Origin of the sequence: Tsukamurella sp. TY48, from assembly GCF_019656655.1 — a bacterium.
In the GTDB taxonomy this organism is placed as follows: domain Bacteria; phylum Actinomycetota; class Actinomycetes; order Mycobacteriales; family Mycobacteriaceae; genus Tsukamurella; species Tsukamurella strandjordii.
Genome location: NZ_BPMV01000002.1, coordinates 822,131 through 836,672, shown reverse-complemented (window position 1 = coordinate 836,672; position 14,542 = coordinate 822,131). Strand labels below are relative to the sequence as shown.

Sequence of the window (14,542 nt, the reverse complement as noted above, 5' to 3'; positions counted from 1 at the left end):
TCAGTAGTGGAACACCGACCTCGGCGCGGCTCCCTCGTTCGCATTGCACAGCCGCTGCAGCGCCGCCGCGAAATCGTCGCGCAGCTTCCCGGCGAGATCGCCCGAGAAGCCCTCGCGGACCACGATCCGCAGCACCGTCACGTCCTGCGCGTCGGCCGGCATGGTGTACGCCGGAACCTGCCATCCGTACGTGCGCAGCTCGTGCGAGACGTCGAACGCGGTGAACGGCGTACCGTCGGCCAGCTGGAGCGTGACGACGGGCAATGCCGAACCGTCCGTGATGATCTCGAGGTGCGGCAGCGCATCGAGCTGCCCCGCGAGCCAGGTCGCGGTTCCGCGCAGCGCCTGCATCACCCGGGTGTAGCCGCGCCGGCCGAGCCGGATGAAGTTGTAGTACTGGCCGATGATCTGGGCGCCCGGGCGGGAGAAGTTCAATGTGAACGTGGGCATATCGCCGCCCAGGTAGTTGACCCGGAAGATGAGCTCCTCGTCGAGTGCGGCGCGATCGCGGAAGACCACGAAACCGATGCCCGGGTAGGTCAGGCCGAACTTGTGCCCCGAGACGTTGATGGACGCCACCCGGGGAAGCCGGAAGTCCCACTCCAGATCGGGATCGAGGAAGGGCGCCACGAACCCGCCGCTCGCCGCGTCCACGTGCACCGGTACATCGGGGCCGCCGGACGATGCGAGCTCGTCGAGCGTCGCGCAGATGCCGGCCACGTCCTCGTACTCGCCGGTGAAGGTGGTGCCGAGGATCGCGACCACGCCGATGGTGTCCTCGTCGACCGCCGCGCGTACCTGCTCCGGGGTCACCACGTACCGCCCGGGGGCCACCGGGAGATACACCGGTTCCACATCGAAGTAGCGGCAGAACTTCTCCCACACCACCTGCACATTGCTGCCGAGCACCAGTTTCGGCCGGCCGGCATCGCCACCCGCGGCCAGGCGGGCCTTGCGCCACCGCCACTTCAGCGCGAGCCCCGCGAGCATCACGGCCTCGGACGAGCCGATCGTCGTGGTCCCGGTGGCCGACGACGGATCCGCGGGGTCCAGATCCGGGGCGTGGAACAGATCGGCGACGATCGCCACGGTGCGCGCATCGATCGCCGAGGTCGCGGGGTACTCGTCGTGGTCGATGGCGTTCTTGTCGAAGGATTCCGACATCAGCGCCTGGCCCTGCGGCTCCATCCAGGTGGTCACGAAGGTCGCCAGGTTCATCCGCGACTGCCCGTCCAGCATCAATTCGTCGTGGATGAAGCGGTACGCCTCCGACGGGCCGGTCTCCTGATCGGCGAGCCGGGACCGGGGGATGGGCTCGGTGCCGAGCCGGCCCGAATACGCGGGCATCAGGACCGAATCGTCATCGAGTGGCGTGCTGAACTCGCTCATGAGCGCACGCTACCGCCGAACCGCGGCGTCGGCAGGGCGGCGCGGGTGGCCGCGATTTCGCCCAGCTCGCAGGGCATGGCAGAATGGATCGCTGCTGACCGGCGCCGGTACGTATGCCGCCCGGCGGTCACGCTTTGAAGACGGCAAAACCGGGTGCGCCATCCAGGCGCATCGCTGAATTGCACAGTGACTACAACGTAAGAGGAACACAGCAGATGTCTGTCAAGATCAAGCTCACGCGGCTCGGCAAGATCCGCAACCCGCAGTACCGCGTCGTGATCGCCGACGCCCGCACCCGCCGCAACGGCCGTGCGATCGAGTCGATCGGCAAGTACCACCCCAAGGAGGAGCCGTCGCTCATCGAGATCGACTCGGAGCGCGCTCAGTACTGGCTGGGTGTCGGCGCGCAGCCGACCGAGCCCGTGCTCGCCCTCCTGAAGGTCACCGGTGACTGGCAGAAGTTCAAGGGCCTCCCCGGCGCCGAGGGCACCCTGAAGAAGGCCGCCGAGAAGCCGTCCAAGCTGGACCTGTTCAACGCCGCCCTCGCCGAGGCCGACAAGGAGCCGAGCGCTGCGGCCACCACGGCCAAGAAGAAGGCCGAGAAGAAGGCCGCCGCCGAGGCGCCCGCGGAGGCTCCGGCCGCCGAGGCCGCTGCTGAGGCGCCCGCCGAGGCCGCTCCGGCCGAGACCGCCCCGGCTGCCGAGTAATGAGCGCCGTCGTCGCCGATGCCGTTGAGCACCTCGTTCGCGGCATCGTGTCGAACCCGGACGACGTCCGCGTCGACCTGATCACCGGCCGTCGTGGCCGCGTGATCGAGGTCCACGTGAACCCGGACGACCTGGGCAAGGTGATCGGCCGCAGCGGCCGCACCGCCACCGCCCTGCGCACCCTCGTCACCGGCATCGGTGGCAAGGGCATCCGGATCGACGTCGTCGACACCGATCGGGTCCGCTGACCCGATGGAGCTCGTGATCGGGCGGGTCGCCAAGTCGCACGGCATCCGCGGCGAGATCGTCGTGGACGTGCGCACCGATTCGCCCGAGCTCCGCTTCGCGGACGGCGCCGTCCTCACCGGACGGCGCCCCCGCGAGAAGAACACCCAGACGTACACCGTGGCAGCCTCCCGGGAGCATTCCGGGAGGCTGCTGGTGCGTCTGGAGGGCGTGAACGACCGCACCGCCGCCGACGAACTTCGCGGCACGCTCTTCCTTATCGACTCCGCCGACGTGATCCCCAGCGACGACCCGGACGAGTTCTACGACCACGAGCTCGAGGGCCTGGCCGTGCGCACCGTCGACGGCGAGGAGGTGGGCGTCATCGCCGAGGTGCTGCACCCGCCCGGCGGCGAGCTGTTGTCGGTGAAGGCGCCCGACGGCCGCGAGATCCTGATCCCGTTCGTCACCGCCATCGTCCCGACGATCGACGTGGCCGGCGGCTTCGTCGAGGTGGACGCACCCGAGGGCCTGCTGGACCCCGAGTAATGCGCATCGACGTCGTCACCATCTTCCCCGAATACCTTGCGCCACTGCAGCAGGCGCTGCTCGGCAAGGCAGTCGACAAGGGGCTGCTCGAGTTCGGCGTGCACGACCTGCGCGACTGGACCCACGACGTGCACAAGGCCGTCGACGATTCGCCCTACGGCGGCGGACCGGGCATGGTCATGAAGCCCACCGTCTGGGGCCCCGCGCTCGACGACGTCTGCCCCGACGACGCCCTGCTCGTGGTGCCTACCCCCGCGGGCGTCCCGTTCACGCAGGCGATGGCGCGCGACTGGGCCACCGAGCAGCACATCGTCTTCGCCTGTGGCCGCTACGAGGGCATCGATCAGCGCGTCTTCGACGACGCCGCCCGCCGCGTTCGCGTGGTCGAGGTGTCCATCGGCGACTACGTGCTGATCGGCGGAGAGGTGGCCACCCTGGTCATGGTCGAGGCCTTCGCCCGGCTGATCCCCGGGGTGCTCGGCAACAAGCTCTCGCACCACGACGACTCCTTCTCCGAGGGCGCCGAGGGACTGCTCGAGGGCCCCTCCTACACCCGCCCCGAGACCTGGCGCGATCTGACGGTGCCGCCGGTCCTGCTGTCCGGGGATCACGCCAAGGTCGCCGCGTGGCGACGCGAACAGTCCCGGGAGCGGACCGCCGAGCGTCGCCCCGATCTTCTCGCCGACTGAGATCCATCGCGCCCCGCGCACGCCGCGGGGTGGAGGAAATCGCCGAAATCCGCCGCGTCGGGCACGCGGCAGGGGAAGATGGTGCCGCAGCGGGCGTGGGGGCGCCCGCGGACTTGGGGGAGTCATGTCCGACATCAGGGGTGCCGAGGCGCTGCTGGCCGAGGTGGAACGCCGGGAGGCGGCACTCGCCGCGCTCGACGAGGAGTTCCGGAGCGCCCGGGTCACCGCACGCTCGAACGACCGGCTGGTCGCGGTCACCGTCGACGTCCGGGGGCACGTGGTCGGCGTCGACCTGGCACCGGGTACGCCGCGCGCCCACCCGCCCGAGCGGCTGGGTGCGCTGATCGCCGAACTCGCCGGGCGCGCAGCGGATTCGTTGGAGGAGCACTACCGGTCCCGGGCCGAGCTGGCGGCGGTGCCGCGATGAGCTTCGAGCTCGATCCCGGCGCCTGGGAGCGCGCGGCCCGCGCGGTCGACGAGCTCGCCGCGGGTCTCCCGGAGCCGCCGGACCTGCCGCTTCCCGACGACCGCTACGCCCGTGCCCTCGGCGACCTCCCGCAGCGATCCGATGCCGCCGCCCGAGCCGCACACCGGGCCGCGGTCGCCGAGCTGCACGATCTCGCCGCCCGGATCCGCGCCGGAGCGCGGGACGTGATCGCCACCGACACCTCCGGCGCCGAGCAGATCGCGACGGCGCGATGACCGTCGCCGAGTTCTGGCCGCGTGAACCCGGCATCGCTACCGACGATCCCGAGGGATACCTCCGGGCCGACGATGCGGCCCGCAGGATCGCCGCCGAACTGGGGGTGCGCGCGCCCTCGCACGGCCTGCGCGGTGCGGCCGAACTCGCCGCCGCCCGCATCGATTTCGTGTCCGATTACGCGGCCCTGGTGGAGCAGACGCAGACGGTTCTCACCGGCGTGGCGGCGCGCACCGCGCTCGCCCGGCTGGAGGCGAAGGGGCAAGCGCCACCTGGCGACCCCGCCGCCGACCAGGCCGCCGGGCTGGCCGATCTCCGTGGCCGCGCGGAGGCCGAGGACGCCGCCCAGGCCGCCGAGCGGAGCTCGGCCGACCTTGCGGCCGGGCACGGCGCTGCGGCCGGCGGGTTCGCACCCATGGGCGCGATGATGCGGGCCGGAGCATCCGCGGGCGGAGTGCATCGCGCCACCCGCTACGACCTACCGGGTGCGGCCCCGCAGGATCTCGACCTGCGCCTGCGCGAGTTGTGCAGCGGTATCGAGGGGCCGGCCCGGGGCTGGACCCGGCTCGCCGTGGCCGCCGTCACCGACGAGGCGGGACGGCCCTGGCGCCTGATCGGCACCACCGAGCTCGACGGCTACCTCCGCCCCGGCATCGCGCTCCTCGACGGCGAGATGGCCGCGGGCAACGAGATCTGGCCGGAACTGTCGATCGCCACCTTCTGCGCCGCGCACGGGTTCGAACCCGGGGCGGTGGTGGGTGCGGTCGAACCACCTCCCGATGTGTGCGATCACCTGCGGGCGTTGGGATTCCACCCCTCCTGGGCGACCGATGCCTGGGATTCCTCGACCTGGGAGAACGACGATGCATCGCTCAGCTAGCCTCCCGGATCTCGCGGAGGCGATCGCGGCGGTACCTGCGGACCGTCGCCACACCGTGGCCCTGTCGGTGGCGGCGGACGCGCTCGACCGCACCGCCGACGCTCGCCTCGACGGCACCGGCACGGTGCTGCTGGACGAGATGCGGGCGCCCGGCTGTCGGCGGGGGGAGGCGCAGCGGCTCGCGGTTGCGGTCGACGCACTGGACCGCGACGCGCACGCCTGCCGCGCCGACGGCGACCACACCGGGTACGTCCTGGGATTCCAGGCGGCCCGGGCCCTGTCCGCGCTGCATTTCCTGGTGCGCGACGGCGGCGCCGGGCTCGCCGACGTCGCCTACGAGGCGGTGATGGTGTGCGGCGCGACGGAGCCGGTGCTCGCGGTTCTCGTCGGTGGGCGTCGGTAGGGTGGCCGGGTGAATTCGAAGCTGCCGAACACGCCCGAGATCTCCGTTTCCGCTCGCATCGCCGCCGAACTGTCGGTCGAGGAGGGGCAGGTGGCCGCCACGGTGCGGCTGTTGGACGAGGGCTCGACGGTGCCGTTCATCGCCCGGTACCGCAAGGAGGTCACCGGCAGCCTCGACGATGCGCAGCTGCGCCTGCTGGAGGAGCGCCTCGGCTACCTGCGCGAGCTCGACGATCGCCGCGCCGCAGTGCTCGCGTCGATCGAGGAGCAGGGCAAGCTGACCCCCGAGATCCGCGCCGCACTGCTCGCGGCCGAGACCAAGGCGCGCGTCGAGGACATCTACCTGCCGTACAAGACCAAGCGCCGCACCAAGGCGCAGATCGCGCGGGAGAACGGCCTGCAGCCGCTGGCCGAGCAGCTGCTCGCCGATCCGACCCTGGTGCCGGAGGAGCTGGCCGCGGGCTTCGTCACGGGTGAGGTCGCCGACGCCGCCGCGGCGCTGGAGGGCGCCCGCCACATCCTGGTGGAACGGGCCGCCGAGGACGCCGAGTTGGTGGGCACGGTGCGCGAGAAGTTCTGGGCCGATTCCACCCTGCGCACCGCGGTCCGCGAGGGCGCCGATCCGCAGAAGGCGCAGAAGTTCCGCGACTACTTCGAGTTCTCGGAGCCGCTCGACCAGATGCCCAGCCACCGTGTGCTCGCCGTGCTGCGCGGCGAGAAGGAGGAGGTGCTCTCGCTGACCTTCGACGGCGGTGAGGACGCGGGCTACGAGGCGATGGTCGCGCGCACGCTCGGCGTCGCGAACCAGGGACGCGCCGCCGACAAGTGGCTCGGCACCGTGGTCCGCTGGGCCTGGCGCACGAAGCTGATGGTCTCGGCCACCGTCGACGCCCGCACCCGGCTGCGCCAGCGCGCCGAGGACGACGCCGTCACCGTCTTCGCCACCAACCTCAAGGATCTGCTGCTGGCTGCACCCGCCGGCACCCGTCCCACCCTCGGTCTCGACCCCGGCTTCCGCAACGGCGTCAAGACCGCCGTGGTGGACGGCACCGGCAAGGTGCTCGACACCCTGATCATCTACCCGCATCAGCCGCAGAACCAGTGGGACAAGTCCAAGGCGCTGCTCGGTGCGTTGATCGCCCGCCACGATGTGGATCTGGTCGCCATCGGCAACGGCACGGCCTCCCGCGAGACCGACGCCCTCACCACCGAGCTGCTCGGCGAGATCAAGAAGACCGGTGCCCGCGTCCCGGCGAAGGCCGTGGTCAGCGAGGCCGGCGCGTCGATCTACTCGGCGTCCGAGTACGCGAGCGCCGAACTGCCCGATATGGACGTCTCCCTCCGCGGGGCGGTCTCCATCGCCCGGCGCCTGCAGGATCCACTGGCCGAGCTGGTGAAGATCGACCCCAAGTCGATCGGCGTGGGTCAGTACCAGCACGACGTCTCGCAGGCGAGCCTCGCGAAGAGCCTCGACGCCGTGGTGGAGGACGCGGTGAACGCCGTCGGCGTCGACCTCAACACCGCCTCTGTGCCGCTGCTGGCCCGCGTCTCGGGCGTGTCCGAGGGGCTCGCCGCCGCGATCGTGGCGTACCGCGACAAGTCGGGCGCGTTCCGGAGCCGCAAGGGCCTGCTGGAGGTGCCGCGCCTGGGGCCCAAGGCCTTCGAGCAGTGCGCCGGGTTCCTCCGGATCCGGGGCGGCGACGATCCGCTCGACGCCTCCGGGGTACACCCCGAGGCGTACCCGGTGGTGCGGAAGATCCTCGACCGCTCCGGGCTGCAGCTTGCCGAACTGATCGGCAACAGCGCCGCGCTGGCGAAGCTGCGGCCCGCCGACATCGCGGCCGAGTTGGCCGACGAGCGGTTCGGCGTCCCGACGGTGACCGACATCCTCGCCGAGCTGGACAAGCCCGGCCGCGACCCGCGTCCCGCGTTCGCCACCGCGACCTTCGCCGCCGGTGTGGAGAAGGTCTCCGACCTCAAGCCAGGCATGGTGCTCGAGGGCGTGGTCACCAATGTCGCCGCGTTCGGCGCCTTCGTCGATGTGGGCGTGCACCAGGACGGCCTCGTGCACGTCTCCGCGATGTCGGATCGGTACGTCTCCGATCCGCACGAGGTGGTCAAGTCCGGTCAGGTGGTCAAGGTCAAGGTGGTCGACGTGGACGTCGAGCGCCAGCGCATCGGCCTGTCTCTCCGTCTGAACGACGACGCCGCCCCCAAGGAGCGCGGTCAGCGGGGCGGCGGGTCCCGCGACGGGCAGCGCGGACCGTCCCGGGGCGGTCAGCCCGGTGGGGGACGGCAGGGCGGTCAGCCCGGTGGCGGACGGCAGGGCGGCCAGTCCCGCGGGGGACAGGGCGGCCAGAACCGGGGCCAGCAGAACCGCGGCCAGCGGAGCGGGCAGTCCGCACCGTCGGGCTCCATGGCCGATGCGCTGCGGAAGGCCGGCTTCGGCAAGTAGGCCCACGATCGACGGCGCCGGGGCACCTCGCGACCGCGTCGTGCGCGAGGCCCCGGGTGCCGTGTCGACCTTCGATCGCCGCTGTGACCTGGTATGCCCGAATCCGGCGCTAGGTTGGAGACATGTCCACTTGGTTCACCCGCGACATCGTGGAGGCGGGACGGCTGCCGCTGTTCGCCTTCTTCGTCGGGCTGATCGTGGGCTTCCTGTGCATCCGTGCCAGCGTCCGACTGATCCGGGCGCAGGTGCGCTGGTGGTTCGGCAACGTCCGGCCCGGCGGGTTGCACGTGCACCACGTGGTCTTCGGCGTGATCCTGTGCCTGGGATCTGCGGTGGGGTTGATCGCGAACTTCGGCACCGCCACGCAGACGACAGCGGCGGTGCTCGCCGGGATCTTCGGCCTCGGTGCCGCCCTGATCCTCGATGAGTTCGCGCTGATCCTCTATCTGCGCGACGTCTACTGGCAGGACGAGGGGCGCACGTCCGTGGACGCGGTCTTCGTGGCGATCGCGATGACGGGCCTGCTGCTGCTCGGGCTGCGTCCGCTCGATCTGGTGGACGTCGCCGGTTTCCGGGATTCCTCCGGGCGGACGGCGCAGATCGGCTTCGCGCTGGTCAGCCTCGGTACTGCGGCGATCGTACTGCTCAAGGGGAAGATCTGGACCGGGCTGCTCGGGTTGTTCTTCTTCCCGCTGCTGTTGATCGGCGCCGTGCGGCTGTCCCGCCCGGGCGCGCCGTGGGCGCGCTGGCGCTACGACCGGGATTCGCGCCGGATGTTGCGGGCGCTGCGCCGCGAGCGGCGGCTGCGGCGACCGCTGATCCGCGCGAAGATCGCCGTTCAGGACCTGATGGCCGGCCGTCCCGACCTCCTGCCGCACCTGCGCGAGGACACCGAGAAGGAGCTCGACCGCACCGTCGTGCCCGCGCCCTTGCCGCCCCGGCGGCCCCGCTCCATGGCCAGTCGCCTCACGATTTCCGGAAAGCGGCGCCGATCTGGCACAATCAACAGGTTGCCTGGGCTGCGTGCTGCCCGGGCCTATCCGACTGCCCGGCAGTCGACAAGCCAGGAGTACGAACCGGTCGAGCCCCCACGACAGCCGTCGTGACGGGACGCCAGGGTCCTCTGCTCGCGAAGAAGATGTAAGAAACGGTGATCAAGCGATGAACACGCTCGACTTCATTGACCAGCAGTCCCTGCGCAGCGATGTGCCCGACTTCCGCCCCGGCGACACCCTCGACGTTCACGTCAAGGTGATCGAGGGCTCGAAGGAGCGCGTCCAGGTGTTCAAGGGCGTCGTGATCCGCCGCCAGGGTGGCGGCATCCGCGAGACCTTCACGGTGCGCAAGGTGTCCTTCGGCGTCGGTGTGGAGCGCACCTTCCCCGTGCACTCCCCGAACATCGCCAAGATCGACGTCCTCACCCGCGGTGACGTGCGTCGCGCGAAGCTGTACTACCTGCGCGACCTGCGCGGCAAGGCCGCCAAGATCAAGGAGAAGCGCTGACCTCAGCGCGGGTCGCGGTCCGGGTGGATCGCGCCGCCTCGCCCGCTCGGTAGGGTGTATCCCGTGCCCGAGCAGACGAACTCCCAGGAGACCCCCGAGCCCGACGATTCGACGTCGGCCGGGGGTTCCTCCGTATCCGGGGCCGAGGAGCCGGCCCGCCACGCGGCGCCCGCGGCCGTGGCCGGTGATGCGGACGAGAAGAAGCAGAAGAAGACGAACTGGCCGCTGGAAGTGGCCGTCGTGCTCGTCGTCGCGCTGGTCCTGAGTTTCTGCCTGCAGACCTTCGTCGGCCGCCAGTGGTACGTGCCCTCGGAGTCGATGGAGCCCACGCTCATCGGCTGTGAGGGCTGCACGGGCGACCGGATCGTGACGCAGAAGATCAGCTACTTCACCGGTGATCCGCAGCCCGGCGACGTGATCGTCTTCAAGGGGCCCACCACGTCCTGGGGTATGGAGCCGGTGCAGAAGGTCCGGTCCGACAACACCCTCATCCGCGGTGTGCAGGAGGCGCTCTCGTACGTGGGGCTGCAGCCGCCGAACGAGAACGATCTCGTCAAGCGCGTGATCGCGGTGGGCGGCCAGACCATCGAGTGCAAGCCGGGGACGGGTCTCACCGTGAACGGCAAGAAGCTCAACGAGCCCTACCTGGAGGAGAACGCCAAGCGCTACGCCGCGGCGAACCAGTGCTGGCCGATGCAGCGTTATGACGGTGATACCGGCGCCTTCGGCCCGATCACCGTCCCGCAGGGCAATGTCTTCATGATGGGCGACAACCGCCTGTTCTCGCGGGACTCGCGCTATCACATCGAGGACGAGCTGCAGGGCACCGTGCCCAAGGCGGACATCCGCGGCAAGGTCGCCGCGATCATCTACCCGTTCAGCCGCTGGCAGACCGTCAAGGCGATCAACCCGCAGCAGGGCTGATCCGCGTGCGCGACCGTTGGCCGCCGCGCCCGGTGGTGCGGTCATCGTCCGGACTGTCGACGATGGAGACGGTGCTCGGCCGCGCCGGGCTCGGCCCCGTGGCCGGGATCGACGAGGCCGGACGCGGCGCCTGCGCCGGGCCGATGACGGTGGCCGCGTGCATCCTTCCCGCGAAGATCCCGCCTTCGCTGGCGCGGCTCGACGACTCGAAGAAACTCAGTGAGATCGCCCGCGAGAGGCTGTATCCCGAGATCCTCAAGCACGCCGTCGGCTGGTCGGTGGTCACCATCCCCGCGCCCGAGGTCGACCGGCTCGGTGTGCACGTGGCCAACATCTCCGGCATGCGCCGCGCCATCGCGACCCTGCCCGTGGCCCCGGGGTACGTGCTCATCGACGGGTTCACCGTTCCGGGACTGGGCATTCCGTCGTTGCCGGTGATCGGGGGCGACGCCTCGGCGTCGTGCATCGCCGCGGCCAGCGTGCTGGCCAAGGTGACGCGGGACCGGGTGATGGCCGAGCTCGACGCCGACTACGACGGATACGGCTTCGCGGTGCACAAGGGCTACTCGACGGCGGCGCACATGGCGGCGCTGGGCGAGCTGGGCCCGAGCGATCAACACCGGATGCGCTATCAGAACGTGCGCGCCGCCCTCAAAGCCACGTCGAATGAGCGATCGGCCGCGGCGCGATAGTCTGAGCGGGTTCGTCCGTTCGGTGACAGGTGAGGAGGCCCCGGTGAGCGCAGAGGATCTCGAGAAGTACGAGACCGCGATGGAGCTGTCCATGTACCGCGAGTACAAGGACGTGCTGAGCCAGTTCACCTACGTGGTGGAGACCGAGCGCAGGTTCTACCTGGCCAACGGGGTGGATCTGATTCCGCGGAACGCGGACGGCGAGGTGTACTTCGAGGTGCACATGACGGACGCCTGGGTGTGGGACATGTACCGTCCCGCCCGCTTCCTCAAGCAGGCTCGCGTGGTCACGTTCAAGGACGTCAACATCGAGGAGCTCGACAAGCCGGATCTGCGCCTGCCGGACTGATCCCGTTCGTTCCTCGCGACCCAGGCACCGCCCGAACCGGGCGGTGCCTGGGTCTTTCTCGTCGTCCCGGGTCCATCGAAAGATAACGGTGCACAGTGTCCCGAATCTGCTACGATCCTGAATCGAGTCACATTGTCTCGATATTGAAGGATAAGCATGATTGAACTGACAACGCGGCACGTCCGGACGGCGCCGGCCGTGGCCACCACCGCATTCGCCTTCCTCGTCGTCATGATGGGGACCACTCTGCCGACGCCGCTCTATTCGATCTACGCCGCGCAGCTGGGATTCAGCTCGCTCATCGTCACCGTGCTCTTCGCGGTGTACGCGCTCGGCGTGGTCGGTGCGCTCACCGTCTTCGGGCGGCTCTCGGACGAGATCGGCCGCCGGCCAGTGCTGCTGCTCGCCGTCACCATGGCCGTCGTGAGCGCGGCGCTGTTCCTGCTGCCGCCCTCGCTGCCGCTGCTCATCGTGGCCCGCGTCATCTCCGGTCTGGGGGCCGGACTGATGAGCGGGGCCGGCACGGCCGCCGTGATCGACCTGTTCGCGCCCGAGCGGAAGGCCTCAGCGGGCGCTCTCGCGGTCGGCGTGAACACCGGCGGACTCGCCCTGGGTACCCTCCTGGCGGGTGTCCTCGCCGACCTCACCTCGGCCCCACTGACGGTGCCCTTCGTGGTGCACCTCGCGCTGTCGCTGCTGGCCTTCGCCGGCCTGTGGCTGTACGCGCCCAGGGCGGCCGCGGCCGGAACGTGGCGCGTGCGTTCCCGTCGCCTGCGCGTGCCCGCCGAGATCCACGGTGCCTTCGTGCGTGCCGTGCTCGCCGCGGGATCCGCCTTCGCCGTGACCGGCGTCCTCACCGCGGTCTCGGCGTTGTTCCTAGCGGAGTACCTGCACTTGCCGAGCCATTCGCTCGCTGGGTTCGAGGTCTTCCTGGCCTTCGCGGGCATGGCGATCGGTCAGCTCGCCGCCCGCCGGATGAAGCCCCGCACCGCACTTCCCGCCGGTTGCGCAGGCCTCGTGGGAGCCGCCGTCCTGCTCGCCGTCGCCCTCCTGGTGAACTCTCTCGCGGCGCTCATCGCCGCCGCCGTGGTGCTCGGCCTCTCGGGTGGCCTCTGCCTGAACGCCGGCATCGCGACCACCGTCGAGCAGGTGCCGCCCGCCCATCGCGCCGAGGTCTCCTCGTCGTTCTTCGCCGGGTTGTACCTGATGCTCGCGGTGCCCGCGATCGGCGTCGGCGCGCTGTCGGCGGTGATCGGCCTGCGCGATGCCGGATTGGTGTTCGCGGTCGCCGTCGCCGTGCTGGCCGGCCTCACGGGCGTGATGGAACTGCGGTCGTCGCGCACGGCCGTCGCCGCCGGGAACTGACGGAGGATCGATGGACATCGCTGTCGATTCGATCGACGCCGCCGTCGCGCAGCTCCGCCGCGGTGCGGTGATCCTCGTGGCCGACGACACCCGCCGGGAGAACGAGGTCGACGCGATCATCGCCGCGACGACCGCCACCCCGGCCACCGTCGGCTGGATGATCCGGCACACCTCGGGCTTCCTCTGCGCCCCGATGACCGCCGAGCGAGCGGACAGGCTCGGGCTGGCACCGATGACCGACCGCAACGAGGATCCGCATCGGACGGCGTACACGGTCACCGTGGACGCCCGCGATGTGGTGAGCACGGGGATCTCCGCCACCGATCGAGCGCTCACGCTCGCGGCGCTGGCCCACCCGGCCACCACACCGTCGGACCTGTTGCGGCCGGGGCACATCGTGCCCCTGCGCGCCCGGCCCGGAGGCACCGCCGAGCGCGGCGGCCACACCGAGGCCACCGTCGATCTGCTCGCGCTCGCCGGCCTCCCGCCGGTCGGTGCTCTGGGCGAACTGGTGCACGACGACGGCGAGATGGTGCGGTTGCACGAGGTCCGGGGCGCCGAGCGGTTCGCGGGGCTCCCGCTGATCTCGGTCGACCAGGTGCGCGACGCCCGCTGGGGCACACGTCCGGAACGGCCGGACGTGGCGCTGTTACGGTGACGCCATGACGCGGACGGAGAGGCCGGTCGGCCGCCCGCGCAGCGAGGAGGCCCGGGTGGCCGTGCTGCGCGCGGTAGACGACATGCTCGTCGAGCAGGGTTACGCCGCGATGACGATGAAGGGCATCGCCGAGCGTGCCGGGGTGGGGCGGCAGACCGTGTACCGGTGGTGGTCGACGAAGGCGGAGATCCTGCTGGAGGCCAGCGCCGCCGACGCGGTCCGTGAACTGGCGGTGGATCCGCAGCCCACGCCCCTCGCGGACATCGAGTGCTTCCTCGCTGCGGTGGTGCGTTTCCTCACCGTGTCCGATGCGGGGCTGGCGTATCGCGCGCTGATCGGCGAGGCGCAGCACGACGCCGCGGTGGCCGCCTTGATCGCCGGGGCCGATCCCTTGGGAGACGCCGCCGAGGCGGTGATCGCCCGGGTACAGGATGCCGGCGCACTGCCCGCGGCGATGGATCGCCGACGCGCGGCGGCCGAGCTGGTGGGCCCGGTGGTGTACCGCGTCCTGGCACAGGGGTGGCGCGGTGACGCGGCCGAGATCCGTTTGCTCGCGGGGCGATTCCTCCGAGGCTGAGCGGTCATCGCGGCCCATCCGTCCCCAGTTTGGGTATGAAACTTCCGTTTCTCCACAGGGGAGTCCTCGCGTGGAGTTCCGGTCGGTTGCGCGGCGCACGATCGATGCATGGGCAACAACGAGGTGGGCCGCGCCGGCGAGGACCTGGTGTGCGAGTACCTGTCCGGGCACGGGTGGCGGGTGCTGGACCGGAACTGGCGGTACTCCGGCGGGGGACTGCGGGGCGAGCTGGATGTGATCGCGCAGTCCGCGGACGGTGTGCTCGCGGTGGTCGAGGTGAAGACGAGGTCGGGCACGGCCTACGGCAGCGGATTCGACGCGGTGACCCCACGGAAGGTCGCGCAGTTGCGGGCGCTCACGGCCCGATGGCTGGCCGAGCGGGAGGGGGCGTTCCAGCGCATCCGGATCGACGTGGCCTCGGTGTTCACCCCGCCCGGCGGACCGGTGACCCTCGAATACCGGGCAGGGGTGGCCTGAT

Annotated in this window: 19 protein-coding genes; 18 read left to right on the top strand and 1 reads right to left on the bottom strand. The window is 70.7% G+C overall.

The features are described 5' to 3' along the window. Positions 1–1,389, bottom strand: coding sequence for a glutamate decarboxylase (locus tag TTY48_RS19750; RefSeq protein WP_220659326.1), 1,389 nt, complete (start codon positions 1,387–1,389; stop codon positions 1–3). A 215-nt stretch (positions 1,390–1,604) separates the two neighbouring features. Here TTY48_RS19750 and rpsP point away from each other — a divergent pair, with 215 nt between their 5' ends. The 18 genes from rpsP (at position 1,605) to TTY48_RS19660 (ending at position 14,541) form a co-directional block, all read left to right on the top strand. Further along, entirely contained in the window at positions 1,605–2,096 is a 492-nt protein-coding gene (gene rpsP / locus TTY48_RS19745; protein WP_220659325.1) for a 30S ribosomal protein S16, read from the top strand. Next, a complete protein-coding gene (locus TTY48_RS19740; protein ID WP_013126270.1) occupies positions 2,096–2,344 on the top strand; it encodes an RNA-binding protein in 249 nt (82 codons plus the stop codon). Before rpsP ends, TTY48_RS19740 begins: the two co-directional genes overlap by 1 nt. Positions 2,345–2,348: 4 nt before the next feature. Further along, a complete protein-coding gene (gene rimM / locus TTY48_RS19735; protein ID WP_220659324.1) occupies positions 2,349–2,870 on the top strand; it encodes a ribosome maturation factor RimM in 522 nt (173 codons plus the stop codon). Then, a complete protein-coding gene (gene trmD, locus TTY48_RS19730) occupies positions 2,870–3,559 on the top strand; it encodes a tRNA (guanosine(37)-N1)-methyltransferase TrmD (protein WP_220659323.1) in 690 nt (229 codons plus the stop codon). Before rimM ends, trmD begins: the two co-directional genes overlap by 1 nt. 124 nt (positions 3,560–3,683) lie before the next feature. Then, positions 3,684–3,986, top strand: coding sequence for a YbaB/EbfC family nucleoid-associated protein (locus TTY48_RS19725; RefSeq protein ID WP_220659322.1), 303 nt, complete (start codon positions 3,684–3,686; stop codon positions 3,984–3,986). Then, positions 3,983–4,261 (top strand): hypothetical protein, encoded by a 279-nt coding sequence (locus tag TTY48_RS19720; RefSeq protein ID WP_220659321.1) that lies wholly within the window; start codon positions 3,983–3,985, stop codon positions 4,259–4,261. The genes TTY48_RS19725 and TTY48_RS19720 overlap by 4 nt, the downstream gene beginning before the upstream one ends. Continuing rightward, positions 4,258–5,139, top strand: a complete 882-nt coding sequence (locus TTY48_RS19715) for a hypothetical protein (protein WP_220659320.1) — start codon at positions 4,258–4,260, stop codon at positions 5,137–5,139. The genes TTY48_RS19720 and TTY48_RS19715 overlap by 4 nt, the downstream gene beginning before the upstream one ends. After that, a complete protein-coding gene (locus TTY48_RS19710) occupies positions 5,123–5,542 on the top strand; it encodes a hypothetical protein (protein WP_220659319.1) in 420 nt (139 codons plus the stop codon). Before TTY48_RS19715 ends, TTY48_RS19710 begins: the two co-directional genes overlap by 17 nt. 9 nt (positions 5,543–5,551) lie before the next feature. Continuing rightward, positions 5,552–7,996 carry a Tex family protein gene (locus TTY48_RS19705; protein ID WP_255585843.1) on the top strand — a complete coding sequence of 815 codons (2,445 nt, stop codon included), beginning with the start codon at positions 5,552–5,554 and terminating at the stop codon, positions 7,994–7,996. Positions 7,997–8,118: 122 nt separating this feature from the next. Beyond that, complete coding sequence (locus tag TTY48_RS19700) at positions 8,119–9,102, top strand: hypothetical protein (RefSeq protein ID WP_220659318.1); 984 nt, start codon at positions 8,119–8,121, stop codon at positions 9,100–9,102. A 55-nt stretch (positions 9,103–9,157) separates the two neighbouring features. Beyond that, entirely contained in the window at positions 9,158–9,499 is a 342-nt protein-coding gene (gene rplS / locus TTY48_RS19695; RefSeq protein ID WP_013126282.1) for a 50S ribosomal protein L19, read from the top strand. Between the two features lie 63 nt (positions 9,500–9,562). After that, the gene (lepB, locus tag TTY48_RS19690; protein WP_220659317.1) at positions 9,563–10,423 is read left to right on the top strand and encodes a signal peptidase I; all 861 of its coding nucleotides are present in this window, start codon (positions 9,563–9,565) and stop codon (positions 10,421–10,423) included. A 5-nt stretch (positions 10,424–10,428) separates the two neighbouring features. Beyond that, positions 10,429–11,115 (top strand): ribonuclease HII, encoded by a 687-nt coding sequence (locus tag TTY48_RS19685; protein WP_220659316.1) that lies wholly within the window; start codon positions 10,429–10,431, stop codon positions 11,113–11,115. 43 nt (positions 11,116–11,158) lie between these two features. Beyond that, positions 11,159–11,464, top strand: coding sequence for a DUF2469 domain-containing protein (locus TTY48_RS19680; RefSeq protein ID WP_220659315.1), 306 nt, complete (start codon positions 11,159–11,161; stop codon positions 11,462–11,464). A 156-nt stretch (positions 11,465–11,620) separates the two neighbouring features. Further along, positions 11,621–12,829: an MFS transporter gene (locus tag TTY48_RS19675; RefSeq protein ID WP_220659314.1), complete on the top strand. Its 1,209-nt coding sequence runs from the start codon at positions 11,621–11,623 to the stop codon at positions 12,827–12,829. Positions 12,830–12,839: 10 nt separating this feature from the next. Next, complete coding sequence (ribB, locus tag TTY48_RS19670; RefSeq protein WP_255585842.1) at positions 12,840–13,487, top strand: 3,4-dihydroxy-2-butanone-4-phosphate synthase; 648 nt, start codon at positions 12,840–12,842, stop codon at positions 13,485–13,487. Positions 13,488–13,491: 4 nt separating this feature from the next. Next, positions 13,492–14,064: a TetR/AcrR family transcriptional regulator gene (locus TTY48_RS19665; protein ID WP_220659313.1), complete on the top strand. Its 573-nt coding sequence runs from the start codon at positions 13,492–13,494 to the stop codon at positions 14,062–14,064. A gap of 108 nt (positions 14,065–14,172) precedes the next feature. After that, the gene (locus TTY48_RS19660; protein ID WP_255585841.1) at positions 14,173–14,541 is read left to right on the top strand and encodes a YraN family protein; all 369 of its coding nucleotides are present in this window, start codon (positions 14,173–14,175) and stop codon (positions 14,539–14,541) included. The last annotated feature ends 1 nt before the right edge of the window (position 14,542 follow it).

Coding starts and splice junctions, on each gene's coding strand:
- TTY48_RS19750 (WP_220659326.1), bottom strand. CDS start 1,389: ATGAGCGAGTTCAGCACGCCACTCGATGACGATTCGGTCCTGATGCCC.
- rpsP (WP_220659325.1), top strand. CDS start 1,605: ATGTCTGTCAAGATCAAGCTCACGCGGCTCGGCAAGATCCGCAACCCG.
- TTY48_RS19740 (WP_013126270.1), top strand. CDS start 2,096: ATGAGCGCCGTCGTCGCCGATGCCGTTGAGCACCTCGTTCGCGGCATC.
- rimM (WP_220659324.1), top strand. CDS start 2,349: ATGGAGCTCGTGATCGGGCGGGTCGCCAAGTCGCACGGCATCCGCGGC.
- trmD (WP_220659323.1), top strand. CDS start 2,870: ATGCGCATCGACGTCGTCACCATCTTCCCCGAATACCTTGCGCCACTG.
- TTY48_RS19725 (WP_220659322.1), top strand. CDS start 3,684: ATGTCCGACATCAGGGGTGCCGAGGCGCTGCTGGCCGAGGTGGAACGC.
- TTY48_RS19720 (WP_220659321.1), top strand. CDS start 3,983: ATGAGCTTCGAGCTCGATCCCGGCGCCTGGGAGCGCGCGGCCCGCGCG.
- TTY48_RS19715 (WP_220659320.1), top strand. CDS start 4,258: ATGACCGTCGCCGAGTTCTGGCCGCGTGAACCCGGCATCGCTACCGAC.
- TTY48_RS19710 (WP_220659319.1), top strand. CDS start 5,123: ATGCATCGCTCAGCTAGCCTCCCGGATCTCGCGGAGGCGATCGCGGCG.
- TTY48_RS19700 (WP_220659318.1), top strand. CDS start 8,119: ATGTCCACTTGGTTCACCCGCGACATCGTGGAGGCGGGACGGCTGCCG.
- rplS (WP_013126282.1), top strand. CDS start 9,158: ATGAACACGCTCGACTTCATTGACCAGCAGTCCCTGCGCAGCGATGTG.
- TTY48_RS19675 (WP_220659314.1), top strand. CDS start 11,621: ATGATTGAACTGACAACGCGGCACGTCCGGACGGCGCCGGCCGTGGCC.
- ribB (WP_255585842.1), top strand. CDS start 12,840: ATGGACATCGCTGTCGATTCGATCGACGCCGCCGTCGCGCAGCTCCGC.
- TTY48_RS19665 (WP_220659313.1), top strand. CDS start 13,492: ATGACGCGGACGGAGAGGCCGGTCGGCCGCCCGCGCAGCGAGGAGGCC.
- TTY48_RS19660 (WP_255585841.1), top strand. CDS start 14,173: ATGGGCAACAACGAGGTGGGCCGCGCCGGCGAGGACCTGGTGTGCGAG.